The 15,809-nt window shown below is 67.5% G+C and carries 18 protein-coding genes; 7 read left to right on the forward strand and 11 right to left on the reverse strand.

Annotated elements, in window-relative coordinates; all coding sequences use genetic code 11:
• The first annotated feature begins 13 nt into the window (after nt 1–13).
• Nucleotides 14–913: an SDR family oxidoreductase gene (locus ACTJLD_RS36755; RefSeq protein WP_091922439.1), complete on the forward strand. Its 900-nt coding sequence runs from the start codon at nt 14–16 to the stop codon at nt 911–913.
• A gap of 37 nt (nt 914–950) precedes the next feature.
• Here the strand turns inward: ACTJLD_RS36755 and ACTJLD_RS36760 are convergent, their stop codons facing one another.
• Nucleotides 951–1,841, reverse strand: a complete 891-nt coding sequence (locus tag ACTJLD_RS36760; protein WP_440661198.1) for an alpha/beta fold hydrolase — start codon at nt 1,839–1,841, stop codon at nt 951–953.
• Between the two features lie 106 nt (nt 1,842–1,947).
• Between ACTJLD_RS36760 and ACTJLD_RS36765 the strand changes: the two genes are divergently transcribed.
• A complete protein-coding gene (locus tag ACTJLD_RS36765) occupies nt 1,948–2,844 on the forward strand; it encodes a LysR family transcriptional regulator (protein WP_124839298.1) in 897 nt (298 codons plus the stop codon).
• A 38-nt stretch (nt 2,845–2,882) separates the two neighbouring features.
• On the opposite strand, the gene ACTJLD_RS36770 is transcribed toward ACTJLD_RS36765, so the two are convergent.
• From ACTJLD_RS36770 to copC, 4 genes are all read right to left on the reverse strand, one after another.
• The gene (locus ACTJLD_RS36770) at nt 2,883–3,812 is read right to left on the reverse strand and encodes a LysR family transcriptional regulator (RefSeq protein WP_440661200.1); all 930 of its coding nucleotides are present in this window, start codon (nt 3,810–3,812) and stop codon (nt 2,883–2,885) included.
• A 199-nt stretch (nt 3,813–4,011) separates the two neighbouring features.
• Nucleotides 4,012–4,785 (reverse strand): SDR family oxidoreductase, encoded by a 774-nt coding sequence (locus tag ACTJLD_RS36775; protein WP_021160770.1) that lies wholly within the window; start codon nt 4,783–4,785, stop codon nt 4,012–4,014.
• A gap of 179 nt (nt 4,786–4,964) precedes the next feature.
• Nucleotides 4,965–5,465: a DinB family protein gene (locus ACTJLD_RS36780; RefSeq protein ID WP_059697739.1), complete on the reverse strand. Its 501-nt coding sequence runs from the start codon at nt 5,463–5,465 to the stop codon at nt 4,965–4,967.
• Nucleotides 5,466–5,533: 68 nt separating this feature from the next.
• Nucleotides 5,534–5,908, reverse strand: a complete 375-nt coding sequence (gene copC / locus ACTJLD_RS36785; RefSeq protein ID WP_440661202.1) for a copper homeostasis periplasmic binding protein CopC — start codon at nt 5,906–5,908, stop codon at nt 5,534–5,536.
• Nucleotides 5,909–6,019: 111 nt separating this feature from the next.
• On the opposite strand from copC, the gene ACTJLD_RS36790 reads away from it, so the two are divergent.
• Entirely contained in the window at nt 6,020–6,736 is a 717-nt protein-coding gene (locus tag ACTJLD_RS36790; protein ID WP_334067068.1) for a pseudouridine synthase, read from the forward strand.
• Between the two features lie 105 nt (nt 6,737–6,841).
• Nucleotides 6,842–7,030 carry a hypothetical protein gene (locus ACTJLD_RS36795; protein WP_027786681.1) on the forward strand — a complete coding sequence of 63 codons (189 nt, stop codon included), beginning with the start codon at nt 6,842–6,844 and terminating at the stop codon, nt 7,028–7,030.
• Here ACTJLD_RS36795 and ACTJLD_RS36800 read toward each other — a convergent pair.
• Nucleotides 7,013–8,050: an NAD-dependent epimerase/dehydratase family protein gene (locus ACTJLD_RS36800; RefSeq protein WP_059686585.1), complete on the reverse strand. Its 1,038-nt coding sequence runs from the start codon at nt 8,048–8,050 to the stop codon at nt 7,013–7,015. The genes ACTJLD_RS36795 and ACTJLD_RS36800 overlap by 18 nt on opposite strands.
• 107 nt (nt 8,051–8,157) lie before the next feature.
• Here ACTJLD_RS36800 and ACTJLD_RS36805 point away from each other — a divergent pair, with 107 nt between their 5' ends.
• From ACTJLD_RS36805 to ACTJLD_RS36815, 3 genes are all read left to right on the forward strand, one after another.
• Nucleotides 8,158–9,189 carry a CDP-6-deoxy-delta-3,4-glucoseen reductase gene (locus ACTJLD_RS36805; protein ID WP_021160764.1) on the forward strand — a complete coding sequence of 344 codons (1,032 nt, stop codon included), beginning with the start codon at nt 8,158–8,160 and terminating at the stop codon, nt 9,187–9,189.
• 286 nt (nt 9,190–9,475) lie between these two features.
• A complete protein-coding gene (locus tag ACTJLD_RS36810) occupies nt 9,476–10,660 on the forward strand; it encodes an acetylornithine transaminase (RefSeq protein ID WP_027786679.1) in 1,185 nt (394 codons plus the stop codon).
• Between the two features lie 13 nt (nt 10,661–10,673).
• Nucleotides 10,674–11,129: a GNAT family acetyltransferase gene (locus ACTJLD_RS36815; RefSeq protein ID WP_119336932.1), complete on the forward strand. Its 456-nt coding sequence runs from the start codon at nt 10,674–10,676 to the stop codon at nt 11,127–11,129.
• Between the two features lie 24 nt (nt 11,130–11,153).
• Here ACTJLD_RS36815 and ACTJLD_RS36820 read toward each other — a convergent pair whose 3' ends face one another.
• From ACTJLD_RS36820 to ACTJLD_RS36840, 5 genes are all read right to left on the reverse strand, one after another.
• Nucleotides 11,154–11,825: a DUF2278 family protein gene (locus ACTJLD_RS36820; protein WP_059686583.1), complete on the reverse strand. Its 672-nt coding sequence runs from the start codon at nt 11,823–11,825 to the stop codon at nt 11,154–11,156.
• A gap of 303 nt (nt 11,826–12,128) precedes the next feature.
• Nucleotides 12,129–12,845 carry an ABC transporter ATP-binding protein gene (locus ACTJLD_RS36825; RefSeq protein ID WP_027786676.1) on the reverse strand — a complete coding sequence of 239 codons (717 nt, stop codon included), beginning with the start codon at nt 12,843–12,845 and terminating at the stop codon, nt 12,129–12,131.
• On the reverse strand, nt 12,845–13,621 hold the full coding sequence (locus ACTJLD_RS36830) for an ABC transporter ATP-binding protein (protein ID WP_021160760.1): 777 nt from the start codon (nt 13,619–13,621) through the stop codon (nt 12,845–12,847). Before ACTJLD_RS36830 ends, ACTJLD_RS36825 begins: the two co-directional genes overlap by 1 nt.
• Before the next feature lie 24 nt (nt 13,622–13,645).
• Entirely contained in the window at nt 13,646–14,815 is a 1,170-nt protein-coding gene (locus tag ACTJLD_RS36835; RefSeq protein WP_027786675.1) for an ABC transporter permease subunit, read from the reverse strand.
• A gap of 18 nt (nt 14,816–14,833) precedes the next feature.
• Entirely contained in the window at nt 14,834–15,784 is a 951-nt protein-coding gene (locus tag ACTJLD_RS36840) for a branched-chain amino acid ABC transporter permease (RefSeq protein ID WP_006478051.1), read from the reverse strand.
• Nucleotides 15,785–15,809 lie beyond the last annotated feature (25 nt).

Raw genomic sequence — 15,809 nt, forward strand, 5'->3', positions numbered from 1 at the left:
CCGGAGATCGATCATGAAGGAAGTCATTCTCGTCACGGGTGCGTCCAGCGGCTTCGGCCTGCTGACGGCCCAGGCGCTCGCCCGCGCCGGCCATACCGTCTACGCGTCGATGCGCGAAAGCACCGGCCGCAACGCGCCGCGCGTCGCCGCCATTGCCGCCTACGCGCAGGAGCACGGGGTCGACCTGCGCACCGTCGAGCTCGACGTCGGCGACGACGCGTCCGTCGGTGCCGCCATCGATCGCGTGATCGCGGACAACGGCCGCCTGGACATCATCGTCCACAATGCCGGCCACATGGTGTTCGGTCCGGCCGAAGCGTTCACGCCCGAGCAGATCGCCCAGCTCTACGACACCAACGTCGTGTCGACCCAGCGCGTCAACCGCGCGGCGCTGCCGCACCTGCGCCGTCAGGGCCGCGGCCTGCTCGTCTGGGTGTCGTCGTCGTCCGCACGCGGCGGTACGCCGCCGTTCCTCGCCCCTTACTTCGCCGCGAAGGCCGCGATGGATTCGCTCGCGGTGTCCTATGCCGCCGAACTCGCCCGCTGGGGTATCGAGACGTCGATCGTCGTGCCGGGCGCCTTCACCCAGGGCACGAATCACTTCGCCCACGCGGGCAAGCCGGCCGATGCGGCCGTGCAGGCCGCCTACGACGACGGCCCCTATGCGGGCGTCGCCGGGCAGGCACTGCAGGGCCTCGCCGCGCTCGAACCGGCAGACGCCGATGCCGGCACCGTCGCGACGGCGATTGCCGACATCGTCGCCGCACCCGCCGGCAAGCGCCCGTACCGCGTATTCGTCGATCCGTCGCAGGACGGCGCGGAGGAAGTGTTCCGCGTCGGCGATCGCGTCCGCCGCGAGATGTTCAGGAACATCGGCCTCGCCGACCTGCTGGCCGCCCGCGTCGGCAGTTGATCCGGTGCGCGCCGGGCGCCGCGCGCGCCGGCGCGCATCAGCGCGGCCCGCAGAACCCGAGGATCGCTTCCGCAACCGCCGCCGGCGCCTCGCGCTGCGGAAAGTGGCCGACGCCGTCCAGCACCTGCCGCGCGTAGCGGCCCGTGAAGAAGCGCTCACGCCCGGCCGAGCTGTCCGGATGATTGCAGGTATCCGCGCCGCCGTGCAGCACCAGCGTCGGCAATGCAAGCACCGGCGCGGGATTCAGGCGCGCATCGTCACCGGCATGGGCCGGCGTCCCGGGCGCGAATCCCCACCGATGCCGATACGAATGCAGGACGACGTCGATCCAGTCGGGCCCGTCGAACGCGTCTGCCGCCGCCTCGAAATCGCCGTCGCGATACCAGCCCGGTGGCGACCACGTGTCCCACATCAAACGGGCAAACGCGCGGCGATCGTCGCGCAACGCCTGCTCGCCGCGCGGCGTCGCCATGAACCAGTGATACCAGTAATTGCGCGCCTGCTGCAGCGACAGCGGCTGCCCGGGATCGTTGGTGCCGTATCCGACCGACAGCATCACGAGATGCGATGCGGCGTCATCGCGCAGCCCGCACGCGTTCGCGGCCGCCCGGGCGCCCCAGTCGTGCCCGACCAGCACGGGCCGCTCGAGACCGAGCGCATCGACGAAGTCGAGCACATCTCGTCCGAGCGCCGCGAGCTGGCCGCTGCGCGGCACGGATGCGTCACGAAAGCGCGTCGGCGCAAAGCCGCGCAGCGCAGGCGCGAGCACGCGGTAGCCGCGCGCGGCAAGGGTCGCCGCCACGGCGTCCCAGCCGATCGGGCTGTCCGGCCAGCCGTGCAGCAGTACCGCCACGCGCTCGCCGCGCGGGTTCCATTCGAGATAGGCAATATCCAGCGACGCGGTCGTCGCATGCGCGTAGGTCGTCATCGTGCACTCCGTCGGGTCGATCCGAGTGCACGATGGTAGGCCGGTCGTTCATCACGATTCGCGGAGTATCATTGTTCACTCTTCGCGTATTGTGTTGAATCGAACCATGGAACCGCTGACCGATCCCGCGTCGACCGCGCTCGACATCACGCTGCTGCGCACCTTCCTCGAAGTCGTCGACAGCCGCGGGTTCGCGCCGGCCGCGGAACGGCTTGCGTTGACACCGTCCGCCGTCAGCGGCCACATCAAGCGGCTCGAACAGGCAGCCGGCACGGTGCTGCTCGCGCGCACGACGCGCCGCATCGCGCTCACGCCGGCCGGAAACACGCTGTACGCGTACGCGCGCAACATCGTCGACATGGAGCGCGAAGTGCGCGCGAGGCTGCGCGGCGCGCCGGCGCACGGGCCGCTGCGGGTCGGCGCGTCGGAGGATTTCGCGGGCGCGTGGCTGCCGCACGTGCTGCGCACGTTTCGCGACCGCCACCCGCGCACGTCGATCGAACTGAAGGTCGGCATCACCGCGTCGCTGCTGCGCGAGCAGACGCTCGGCCGGCTCGACGTCGTGTTCGGCAAGCAGTGCCGGCAGGTCGACACGCCGGGCGAACTGCTGTGGGAAGAGCCGCTCGTGTGGGCGTTCGCGTCGGATCGCACGCTCGACGCCGAAGGTGAGGTGCCGCTCGCGCTGTTTCCGCAGCCGTGCGTTTATCGCGAAGCCGCCGTCGCGGCACTCGCCGCCGCGCTGCGCCCGTTTCGCGTGCTGTTCGAGAGCGGCAGCATGGCCGGCTGCGTGTCGGCCGCGCTCGCCGGCTTCGCGGTCACCGCGCTGGCGCGCAGCCAGCTGCGCGACGGCTTGCGCGAATGCGGGCCGCAAGACGGTCTGCCGGCACTCCCGGCCGCGCGCTTCTACGCGTTCGCGGCAAAACCGGACGGCGCGGGTGCGGCGTTGATCGATGCGGTGCGGGATACCGGGCGCAGCCGGCGGTTCGCGGCGCTGCCCGGCTGAACCCGGCGCGGCGGCACGCGACGCGAACCGCGCGCCGGTCAGTCACCCTCTCCGTCCTCTCCACCTCTCGTCAGCGCGCTCGCCATCAGCTCGCCGAACCACTCGACGAATGCATTGAGCCGGCGCGAACGATGGCGCCGGTGCGGATACACGGCCGACACGTCCATCGGCGCGGCCCGATGGCCCGGCATCACCTCGACCAGCGCCCCGCTGTCGAGCAGATGCTCGACATCGAAGCGCGGAATCTGGATCAGCCCCATCCCGGCGATGCAGCTGGCGATATAGGTTTCGGCGTTGTTGACGATCACGCGGCTCGGCAGCGTGAGGGTGTACCGCTGGCCGTCCGAGCAGTATTCCCAGTCGAGTTCACGCCCGGTCGTCGGCGACGCATAGCCGATCGCCCAGTGTCCGTGCGCGAGCGCGTCCGGATGCTCGGGCACGCCGCATTCGCGCAGGTAGTCGGGGCTCGCGCAGTTGATCAGCGTGAACTGCCCGAGCGGCCGCACGACGAGACTGCTGTCCGCGAGCCGCCCGACGCGGATCGCGCAGTCGACACCCTCCTGCACCAGGTCGATCGACCGATCCGTCGAGCCGAGCGACAGTTGCAGCTTCGGGTAACGGCGAAACAGCGACGGCAGCGCGGGCGCCACCATGCGCCGCGCGATCCGGCTCGGCACGTCGACGTTCAGCCGGCCGATCACGTCGCGGTCGCGGCGGCGGAACAGGCGGTCGAGTTCGTCGGCTTCCGCGAGCAGGCGCCGGCCGCGTTCGAGCAGCAACGCGCCGTCGGCAGTCAGCTGCACCTGGCGCGTCGTGCGATGCAGGAGGCGCGTGCCGAGCCCCGTCTCGAGCTGCTGGACGGCCGCCGACACGGTCGCGCGCGGCACGTCGAGCGCGTGTGCGGCCTTGATGAAGCTGCCCATCTCGGCAACCTGCAGGAAGATTCTGACCTGATCCAGCTTGTCCATCGGCAGGGAACGTAGATTCGGAAGCGCGTCGCCGCCGGCTGTCGCGCGTCGCGGCAAGGTCCGGCGGCACAGAAAAACGGGCGCGCAGCCGCGAGGCCGCGCGCCCGTCCATTGTCCACGCAAACGCGCCATTGCGGTGCACGCCGCACCCCGCGACGTCCGCCGAAGCGGCGCGTTGCCCGAACGATTACTTGGTCGATTACTTGGTCGTATAGCCGCCGTTGATCAGGATCGTCTGGCCCGTGATCCACCAGCCGTCGGTGACGAGATGGCGAATGAACGGCACGACGTCCTCGATGTCGGTCAGGCCCGTCTTGCTGAACGGCGACAGCGCGGCCGCCGTCTTGTGATACGCGACCGCATCGGCGCCCTCGGCCGGATAGAAGAACGGCGTGTCCATCGGACCCGGCCCGACGGCCGTCACCGAGATCCCGCGCGCGCCGTATTCCTTCGACGCCGCACGCGTGAAATGCTCGACCGGCGCCTTCGATCCTTCGTACGCCGCATAGAACGGCGTGAACGCGCCGAGCAGCGACGTCACGAGCGTGACGAGCTTGCCGTGATCCTCGAGGTGCCGCCCCGCTTCCTTGATGAAGAAGAACGCCGACTTGCTGTTGACCGCGAACATCTCGTCGTACTCGGCCTCGCTGATCTCGGTGAACGGCTTCTTCAGCACCTTGCCGACCGTGTTGATCGCGATGTCGATCTTGCCGAAGCGCTGTTTCGCGTCGTCGAACAGCTTCTCGACCGCGGCGGCCGTCGTCAGGTCGCCCTGGAACGTGGCAGCCTCCGCGCCGGCCGCGCGCACCGCGGCGGCCGTCTCCTCGGCCTGTGCCTGAGATGCGGCGCTGTTGTAGTGAATTGCCACTGCCTTCGCGCCGTGGCTCGCCAAATCCCGGGCGATCAGGCCGCCGAGATTCTTTGCGCCGCCTGCGATCAGGACGACCTTGTCTGCGAGCGTATGAATTGCCACGGTGGACTCCTTTTCTCGATGAACGAATCCTGGAGTGTAGGCACGCGCGACGCACCGGTCAGCCGGTCGCGGCTGGATGGATTATCCAGAAAATCGATCCAATCGCCGCAAGGTAATGCGGCCTGCCGCACCGACAAGATTTCCGGAATCACCGATCGATTCCGCGGATGCCGGCCGGCTCAGCGCGCGTACAGCGCCGCGTCGATCTTGCCGAGCAGCCATTGCATGCCGGCCAGATGCTGCTGGTCATGGCTGCACAGGTAGTGGACGAGCCCGCGCACGGTCAGCGAGCCGTAACCGTCGAACGCCCCGGTGCGTGCGAGCTGTTCGGGCGTGAGGCGCGCCACGAGGTCCAGCGTCTCGCGCCGTGCTTCGCGGATCGCCGCGAGCACGTCGGACGCATACGCGTCGTTGTAGCGGCGCTCGATCGCGAGCGCGTCGCCATCGATCGACACGAGCAGCGGCCGGTCTTCCTCGAGCATCCGCCGCAGCCGCACGTGATAACCGTCGGTCTCGATGTCGCGCACGTGGCAAAGCTGTCCGAGCGGCGAAAAGTGCTCGCTCGGGATTCCGGCCCAGTCGTCGGGCGTCCAGCGCGCGTAGCCGTCGGGGACGGCCGCGAAATGAGCTTCGAGCTGACGGGGAAAATCGGCGAGTGCGTCGAGCGTCGTCGGATTCATGCGGGACTCCCTGTCGAATGGAGGCAACGGCAGCCCTGGCACGGGCCTGCCGCCGCCGTTGCGTCACGTCACTTCACGCTGAAGCCGTACGCGCCCTGCGTGCGGTGCCCGTCGGTCGCGACGGCTACCCATTTCACCGTATAGGCGCCCGTGCCGACCGCCGTGAGCGGCACCGTCATCCGCTTGCGGTTCGACGCGTCGACGCGCGCACGGCCGTTCGACACCGTCTTGCCGTTGCCGTCGACGACGACGATCGAGCTGAACGCCGGCTCCAGCGGCTCGGTGAAGTCGATCGTGACGGCAGCCGGTGCGGCGGCCACCGCCGCGCCCGCCGCCGGGTCGCTCTTCGCGAGATGCGCGTGCGCGAACGCAACCGACGAGACGGTTGCGGCGAGGATGAAGGCGGCAGCCTTGCGGCCGAACGGGAGCGAAGCGAAAGGCATGGACTTTCCGTGAAGAATGAACGGGCGCCGCGCCCCGCGCGGCGTACCGGCAGCTTACCAGCGCATGCGGGTTCACGCCGGCCGCGCGCCGCTTGATAGAATGCGCGCGCTATGGATCTCGAAAGCATTCTCTACACCCAGGGCTTCGGCTCGCGCCGCCAGTGCCGCGGCCTGATCGAAGCGGGCCGCGTCAGCGTGGCGGGCGCGCGCGCGGACGACCCCGACGCCGCGTTCGATACCGACGGCCTTGTGTTCTCGGTCGACGATACGGCGTGGCCGTTCCACGCGCGCGCGTATCTCGCGCTCAACAAGCCGGCCGGCTACGAGTGTTCGCGCGATCCGCAACACCACGCGAGCGTGTTCAGCCTGCTGCCCGCGCCGCTCGTCGCGCGCGGCGTGCAGTGCGTCGGACGTCTCGACCAGGACACGACGGGCCTGCTGCTGCTGTCGGACGACGGCCAGTTCGTGCACGCGTACACGTCGCCGAAGCGCAAGGTGCCGAAGACCTACGTGGCCACCGTGCGCCATCCGCTCGACGATGCGCAGCTGAATGCGCTGCGCACCGGCGTGCAGCTGCACGGCGAGCCGAAACCGATCGCGGCGGTCGCCGCCGACGCGCGCGCACCGCACGCGCTCGCGCTGACCGTCCTCGAAGGCAAGTATCACCAGGTCAAGCGCATGGTCGCGGCGGCGAGCAATCGCGTCGAAGCGCTGCATCGCGAAAGCATCGGCGGCTTCGCGCTGCCGGGCGATCTCGCACCGGGTGCGTGGCGCTGGCTCGATGACGCCGACCTTTCAGCGCTTCGCAATTCCGTCGAAACCCTGTAAGGGAAAATCCGCACGACCGTTCGACGTCCGGCCGCATCCCTGCCGCATGTTCCCCCGCTATACTGAAATGACAAGCTGTACGAGCAGCGATGCAGGGGAGACATCATGAACATCAACCATACTTTCGAACTGTCGTACATGATGATCGCGTTCGCGGTCATCGGTGTCATCGTGATCGGCGGCCTGCTGGCCGCGATGCACCTGAAGCACAAATATCATCCGAACCTGATTGGCGCGCTGATCGGCGCGCTGTTGTGCTTCCTGCTGATCGAGGCATTACCGGCGCTGACCTGACGCGCTGCCCGGCGCGAGCGTTTGAAGGAAATCGTCTACGGTCGGATACCGCAACGTCACGCACAATTCGGCCTTGAGCCGTGCGTTGGACAGGCGCCGCGACTCGCGCATGAACGACAGCAGGGTCGGCTCGAGCTGACGCTCGGCGTCCGCGCGGCTGACGCGTGGCGGCCTCGGCAGGCCCAGCGCCTGCGCGACCCGGTCGAAATACTCCCCCATCCGCAGTTCGCTGTCGTCCGACGCGTGCACGGCGCGCGCCGGCTTGCCGCGTTCGGCCGCGCGGCGCAGGATCGCCGCGAGATCGTCCGCGTGGATGTGGTTCGTGTAGACGTCGTCGGCCGGCTCGAGTGCCGGCGTGCCGCGCTCGAGCCGTGCGACCGGCAGGCGGTTCGCCGCGTAGATGCCCGGAATGCGCACGATGCGCGCGGACAGCACGCCGCGCACCGTCGCCGCGCGCAGTTGCCGCTCGGCCGACACGCGTCGGAACGCGCGCGGATTCGCGGGGCGCAAGGGCTGCGTCTCGTCGATGCGCGCGCCGCCGCAGTCACCGTATACGCCCGTCGTACTCGCGTAGACGAGCCTCGGCGCGCGAAGGCCGTCGGGTACAATACGCGCTCCCCGAACGGGTGCGCCGGCCTGCCGTGCAGCGGTGCGCAGCGTTCGGAGCCGGCCGACCGCCGGCGCTGGTGGAGTCGATGGACGACGCGCGGGCACGGTCGTTGCGGCGATCAGCGCACGCGTGCGCCGGTCGTCGCGGCCGTCGGATTGCGGCGGCGCGAGATGCAGGATCGTGCGGGCCAGACCCGCAAGGCGGCCGAGCGTCGCCCGGCGATCGAGGTCGCCGACGATCGGCGTCGCGCCCGCGGCACGCAGTTCGTCGCGGCGGGCCGGGTGGCTCGTCAGCGCGAAGATCCGCAGGTTGCGATGCGTGTCGCGCCATTGCGCAACGCAGCGCATGCCGACGTCGCCGCAGCCGACGATCAATGCGCGCGGCCGGCGCAGGATTCGAGTCGCGATCATGTTGGTTGCGAAATCAGTAGCCACCGTTGCGCGACGCGCAACGGGCTTGCATTGTAGCTGCCGTGCTCGACATGCACGGTCCCCACATTTTGTTCTAGTTTGGTTCTATGGCATTCAACGTCACTCTCAAGCAAAGCGGCCGGCAATTCCAGGTCGAGTCGGATGAAACCGTGCTGGCGGCTGCGCTGCGCCAGAACGTCCATCTGCCGTACGGCTGCAAGAACGGCGCGTGCGGCTCCTGCAAGGGCCAGATCGTGTCGGGCCAGATCGAACAGGGCCCGCACGCCGCGTCGGCGTTGTCCAACGACGAGCGCACGCGCGGCCTCGCGCTGCTGTGCTGCTCGAAGGCGCAGTGCGATCTCGAAATCGACGTGCGCGAAATCGCCGGCGTCGACGGCGTGCAGGTCAAGAAGCTGCCGTGCCGGATCGCCGCGCTCGAACGCAAGGCCGACGACGTGATGGTCGTGAAGCTGCAGTTGCCCGCCAACGAACGCCTGCAGTATCTCGCGGGCCAGTACGTCGAGTTCATCCTGAAGGACGGCTCGCGCCGCAGCTACTCGATGGCGAACGCGCCGCACGAGGAAGGCCCGATCGAGCTGCACATCCGCCACATGCCGGGCGGCAAGTTCACCGACCACGTGTTCGGCGCGATGAAGGAGCGCGACATCCTGCGCTTCGAGGGCCCGCTCGGCACGTTCTTCCTGCGCGAGGATTCCGACAAGCCGATCGTGCTGCTCGCATCGGGTACGGGCTTCGCACCGATCAAGGCGATCATCGAGCACGTGAAGCACACGGGCATCACGCGCCCGATGACGCTCTACTGGGGCGCGCGCCGCAAGAAGGACATCTACCTCGACGAGCTCGCCGAGCAGTGGGCACGCGAGATCCCGAACTTCAAGTACGTGCCGGTGCTCTCCGAGCCGGACGCCGGCGACCAGTGGACGGGCCGCACCGGCTTCGTCCATCGCGCGGTGATCGAGGATCTGCCCGACCTGTCGGGCTACCAGGTGTACGCGTGCGGCGCGCCGGTGATGGTCGAATCCGCGCAGCGCGACTTCACGCAGCACCACGCGCTGCCGGCCGACGAGTTCTACGCCGACTCGTTCACGAGCGCCGCCGATCTCGCGCATCCGGTCTGACACCCGCGCATCCGCGTCCCGCACCGCGATGTCACATCCGTGGCATCGCGGCGGTTTACAGTGAGGCGCGGGATGCCTTATGCTTGCGCACATGAACTGCTTCCTGTCCGCCCTTCGACGTCGCCGCTCGCCGCTCCGCCCGGATGCCGCAGGCTCGTCACGGACTCGCGCGTAACCCCCACACCGCCTCACCGGTTACGCACAAGCTGTTCGACCCACCAGCCACGGCCTTCCGTGGCTTTTTTATTGCCTGTTTCCCTTTCAACGCCCGCTGGAGTCTGCTGCCATGCCCCTGAACGATTATCCGATCGACTCGCTGATGTACATCACGAACCGCCCCGACATCGTGTTTACGCACGGCAAGGGTTCGTGGCTCTACGATCACACGGGCAAGCGCTATCTGGACTTCATCCAGGGCTGGGCCGTCAACAGCCTCGGCCACTGCAACGACGGCATCGTCGAAGCGCTGAAGACCCAGGCGGAAAAGCTGCTGAACCCGTCGCCCGCGTTCTACAACGAACCGATGGCGAAGCTCGCGGGCCTGCTCACGCAGCACAGCGTGTTCGACAAGGTGTTCTTCACGAACAGCGGCGCGGAGGCAAACGAAGGCGCGATCAAGCTCGCGCGCAAGTGGGGCCGCAAGTTCAAGAACGGCGCCTACGAGATCATCACGTTCGACCACAGCTTCCACGGCCGCACGCTCGCGACGATGTCGGCCAGCGGCAAGCCGGGCTGGGACACGATCTACGCACCGCAGGTGCCGGGCTTCCCGAAGGCCGAGCTCAACGACATCAACTCGGTCGAGAGGCTGATCACCGACAAGACCGTCGCGGTGATGCTCGAGCCGATCCAGGGTGAAGGCGGCGTGATTCCGGCGACGCGCGAATTCATGCAGGCGCTGCGCGCGCTGACGAAGCAGCACAACCTGCTGCTGATCGTCGACGAGGTGCAAAGCGGCTGCGGCCGCGCGGGCACGCTGTTCGCGTACGAGCTGTCCGGCATCGAGCCGGACGTCATGACGCTCGCGAAAGGCATCGGCGGCGGCGCCCCGCTCGGCGCGCTGCTGTCGAAGGCCGAGGTCGCGGTGTTCGAGGCCGGCGACCAGGGCGGCACGTACAACGGCAACCCGCTGATGACGGCGGTCGGCTATTCGGTGATCTCGCAGCTCGTCGCGCCCGGCTTCCTCGAAGGCGTGCGCGCGCGCAGCGAATACCTGAAGCGCAAGCTGCTCGAGCTGTCGGAAGAGCGCGGTTTCGAAGGCGAACGCGGCGAAGGCCTGCTGCGCGCGCTGCTGCTCGGCAAGGACATCGGCCCGCAGATCGTCGAGAAGGCACGCGACATGCAGCCCGACGGCCTGCTGCTGAACGCCGCGCGGCCGAACCTGCTGCGCTTCATGCCCGCACTGAACGTGACGACCGAAGAGATCGACCAGATGATGGCGATGCTGCGGTCGGTTCTCGACACGCTCTGAGGAGAGCCCGCCGATGGATGCCGCCGCCGATGCTGTCGCAATCCGCCCGTTCGAACACGCCGACACCGATGCCGTGCTCGCGGTATGGCGCGACGCGTTCCCGCAGTACGACGAAGCCGGTGCGCCGCCGCACCGCGATCCGATGCGATCGATCGAGCTGAAGCTCGCGACGCAGCCGGAGCTGTTTTTCGTCGCGACCAGCGGCGCACGCGTCGTCGGCACGCTGATGGCGGGTTTCGACGGACATCGCGGCTGGCTCTACTCGTTCGGCGTATCGAACGACGCGCGGCGGCTCGGCATCGGCCGCGCGCTGATCGCACATGCGGAACGCGCGCTCGCCGCGCGCGGCTGCCTGAAGATCAACCTGCAGGTGCTGCCGGGCAACGACGATGCGTGCCGCTTCTACGCGGCGCTCGGCTACCGCGTCGAGGAACGCATCTCGTTCGGCAAGACGCTGCCGGCCGCATGACGCGAAAGCCGGCCGCCGGCGATCTCAGCGCGTGATCGGCCCCGCGCCCGGCAGCGGATTGCCGAGCGCGTCGGTCGGCACGGCCTGCTGCTCGAACGCGGCGAAATATGCGGCCCACTGCGTGTCGCTCACGCGCACGATCAGCGCGCCGTCCTGCCAGATGTCGTTGTGGTCGTTGTGGTCGTCGCCCGCACGGTGCACGTAGTTCGAGCCGGTCGAACCCTGGTTCATGTGCGTGTCGTGGATGCCGTTGCCTTCGGCATACGAGCGGCCGAACACGACGACGTCGAGCCCCTGCGACTGCGCGGCGTTCACGAGCCGCAGCAGCGACGGGATCGGCTCCGGATTCTCGGTGCCGTCCATCACGGCGCTCGCGCGCCACGCTCCCGTTTCGTTCAGGATGTCGCTGCGCAGGTAGTCGAGCGCGGGCAATGCGGCCTGCCCCGTCAGGTCGGTATAGCCTTCGGCCGCGGCCGCGAGCGTCTGCGTGATCGGGTGGTGGAAATCGTAGACGAGCTTGTAGTTCAGCAAGTCGTCCGCGTCGCTGGTGCCGACGTTGATCGCGACGTCCCAGTTGCCGCCCGGCAACGCCAGCGTCAGGTGGATGTGATACTGGATCTCGCTGCCGTGCGGCGAGCCCTTCAGCTTCGCCACCGATGTCACCTTCGCCTTCACGAAACCGTAGTCCAGACTCATGCGTGCTCTCCGTGTCCCGATGAGCCGTCGATGCTACACGGCCCGTGTGTCGGTTTGCAGGCGACCGACTTCGGGCGACCGGTGTCGGGCGACCGGCTTCGGGCGGCCCTGCCCCATCGTTCCCGCGTCGCGTGCGCGGCGCAACAGTCGAATGGAGTCGCGCCCGCACGCACAAGTTCGCCCCGGATCGCATGACACGAAAAAAAAGGCTGTCACGGCATCCCGTGACAGCCTTTCGACAGCCCGTGTGCGACGCGCCCGGCACCTGCCGTCGCGCGCCACCGGGCCCGCTCATTCACTCACTCATTCACCGAGATACGCGGCACGCACCTTCGGATCGTCGAGCATCTGCTTCGCATCGCCTTCCATCGTGACCGTGCCCGAATCCATCACGTAGCCGCGGTCGGCCGCCTGCAGCGCGAGGCGTGCGTTCTGCTCGACGAGCAGCACCGTGATGCCCTCCTTCGAGATCTCGCGCACCACTTCGAAGATCTTCTCGACCATGATCGGCGACAGGCCCATCGACGGCTCGTCGAGCAGCAGCAGCTTCGGCTTCGACAGGATCGCGCGCGACATCGCCAGCATCTGCTGCTCGCCGCCCGACAACGTGCCCGCGAGCTGCGTCGCACGCTCCTTCAGACGCGGGAAGAAGCCGAACATGCGGTCGACGTCCTTCTTGATCTGCTCGGTGTCGTTGCGCAGGTACGCACCCATCTGCATGTTCTCGACGATCGACATCCGCGCGAAGATCCCGCGACCTTCCGGCACCATCGCGAGGCCGCGCTTGAGCAGCTCGTGGGTCGGCACGCCCTTGATCGACTTGCCGTCGTACTCGATGTCGCCTGCCGAATACGGCTTGAGACCCGTGATCGCCTTCATCGTCGTGGTCTTGCCTGCGCCGTTCGCGCCGATCAGCGTCACGAGCTCGCCCTGACGGACTTCCATGTCAACGCCCTTGACGGCCTGGATGCCGCCGTAGTTGACCTGCAAGCCCTTGATTTTCAACATTGCCGCTGCCATCAGTGCACCCCTGCGCCGAGATATGCCTCAATCACCTTCGGATTCTTCTGCACGTCCTGCGGCAGACCCTCGGCGATCACCTTGCCGTAATCGAGCACCGTCATCCGGTTGCACAACCCCATCACGAGCTTCACGTCGTGCTCGATCAGCAGAATCGTGCGGCCGTCCGAGCGGATCTTGTCGAGCAGGCGCGTGAGTTCGACCTTTTCGGTCGCGTTCATCCCGGCCGCCGGCTCGTCGAGCGCGAGCAGCTTCGGGTCGGTCGCCAGCGCGCGCGCGATCTCGAGACGGCGCTGGTGGCCGTACGAGAGGTTGCGCGACGTGTAGTCGGCGTACTGCAGCACACCGACGTATTCGAGCAGCTCGATCGCGCGTTCCTTGATCTCGCGCTCTTCCTGGCGTTCGGCCGGCGTCTGGAACACCGCGCCGAGCAGCCCGTGCTTGGTACGCACGTGGCGGCCCACCATCACGTTCTCGAGGGCCGTCATCCCGCCGAACAGGCGGATGTTCTGGAACGTGCGCGCGATGCCCGTCTTCGCGACCTGGTGCACCGCGGTCGGCTTGTATTCCGAGCCGTCGAGCTTGAACTCGCCGGAGTCCGGCGTGTAGAGGCCCGTGATCACGTTGAAGAACGTCGTCTTGCCGGCGCCGTTCGGGCCGATCAGCCCGTAGATCTCGCCTTCCTTGATCTCGAGGCCGACGTCGGATAGCGCCTGCAGGCCACCGAAGCGCTTGTTCACGCCCTTGACGGACAGTCGGATTTGCTTGTCGCTCATGTGTATATCCCCTGTGTCCGTAGGTTAAGCGCGCACCGGCTTCTTGCTGTTGCGCTTCGCCAGTTTCGCGATCTTGTCCTCATGCTTCGGCGCGGGCCACAGGCCTTCCGAACGGTACAGCATGATGACCACCATCGCGAGGCCGTACAGCGCCTGACGGATCACTTCCGTATCGACGACGTCGTGACCGAACAGCGCATGCTGCAGCGGGCTCATCGTCGAGCGCAGGAATTCCGGGAAGATCGCGAGCAGCACCGCGCCCAGGATCACGCCCGGGATGTGGCCCATGCCGCCGAGCACCACGCACGCCAGCACGACGATCGATTCCCAGAACGTGAACGACTCGGGCGACACGAAGCCCTGGAATGCACCGAACATCGCGCCCGACAGGCCGCCGAACGACGCGCCCATCGCGAACGCGAGCAGCTTCACGTTGCGGGTGTTGATGCCCATCGCCTTCGCCGCGATTTCGTCTTCGCGGATGGCTGCCCAGGCACGGCCGATACGCGAGTGCTGCAGGCGCGTACACACCCAGATCACCAGCAGCGAGCACAGCACGAACAGGTAGTAATACATGTAGACCGACGGCAGCTGCAGGCCGAACAGTGAGTGCGTCTGCGACAGGTTGAAGCCGCCGACGTGCACCGGATCGATGCCCGTGATCCCCTTCGGGCCGTTGGTGATGTTCACCGGACGGTCGAGGTTGTTCATGAAGATCCGGACGATTTCACCGAAGCCCAACGTCACGATCGCCAGGTAGTCGCCGCGCAGGCGCAGCGTCGGCGCGCCGAGCAGGATCCCGAAGGTCGCCGCCAGCGCCATCGCGATCGGCACGATGATCAGGAACGGGATGTGCAGACCGTTCGGCGCGAGCGCCGCGATCCACTCGAACTGCGAGGTCAGGTGCGGCGAGCTCAGCAATGCCGCCGTGTACGCGCCCACCGCGTAGAACGCGATGTAGCCGAGGTCGAGCAGGCCGGCGAAGCCGACCACCACGTTCAGGCCCAGCGCGAGCATCACGTACAGCATCGCGAAGTCGAGCACGCGGACCCAGTAGTTGCCGCCGGCCGAGCCGATGATGATCGGCGCGGCGATCACGAACGCAGCGGTCAGGATGCCGATGATGACGGTCTTGGCGGTGTTGCGCTCTTCGACGAGCGACGTCGAGGATTCAATCGGTTGAATGGATGTCATGTTGTTTGCTCCCTTCCGTTACGCGCGATCCGCGACACGTTCGCCCAACAGGCCGGACGGACGGAACACCAGCACGATGATCAGCACGACGAAGGCGAACACGTCCTGGTAGTTACTGCCGAAAACACCGCCCGTGAGGTTGCCGATGTAGCCGGCCCCGAGCTGCTCGATCAGGCCGAGCAGCACGCCGCCGACCATTGCGCCGCCGAGGTTGCCGATCCCGCCCAGCACCGCGGCCGTGAATGCCTTCATGCCGGGGATGAAGCCCATGTAGAAGTGCACGTTGCCGTATTCGGACGCGATCATCACGCCGGCCAGCGCGGCGAGCGCGGAGCCGATCATGAACGTCGCCGAGATCACGAAGTTCGGGTTCACGCCCATCAGGCTCGCGGTGTTCGGGCTTTCGGCGATCGCGCGCATCGCGCGGCCGAGCTTGGTCTTGTGCACGAGCAGCAGCAGGCCGCCCATCACGATGAACGCCACCGCGATGATCACGATTTCAGTAACCGAGATCACGGCGCCGGGCGTCGTGTCGGTCGCCTTGATCACGTTGATCGGATCGGTCGGCAGCAATTGGGGGAACGGCAGCGGGTTGCGCGACCAGATGATCATCGCGGCGGTCTGCAGCAGGATCGACACGCCGATCGCGGTGATCAGCGGGGCGAGGCGCGGTGCGCGGCGCAGCGGCCGGTATGCGACCCGCTCGATCGTGAAGCCGACGAACGCACAGACGACGGCGGCGATGCCCAGGCCGATCGTCAGCGTCGCGACGTTGCCGAGTCCGGGGAAATGGTTCTGCAGCACGGTGATGGCCGACAAGGCGACCATCGCGCCGATCATCAGCACGTCGCCGTGCGCGAAGTTGATGATGCCGAGAATGCCGTACACCATCGTGTAGCCCAACGCGATGATGGCGTAGACACTGCCGAGCACCAGCCCGTTGAGAACCTGCTGGACGAAAATATCCATTTAAAGCTCCTTGGCCCGTGCTGCC

This window comes from Burkholderia sp. 22088 (assembly GCF_052045915.1).
Lineage (GTDB): Bacteria > Pseudomonadota > Gammaproteobacteria > Burkholderiales > Burkholderiaceae > Burkholderia > Burkholderia cepacia.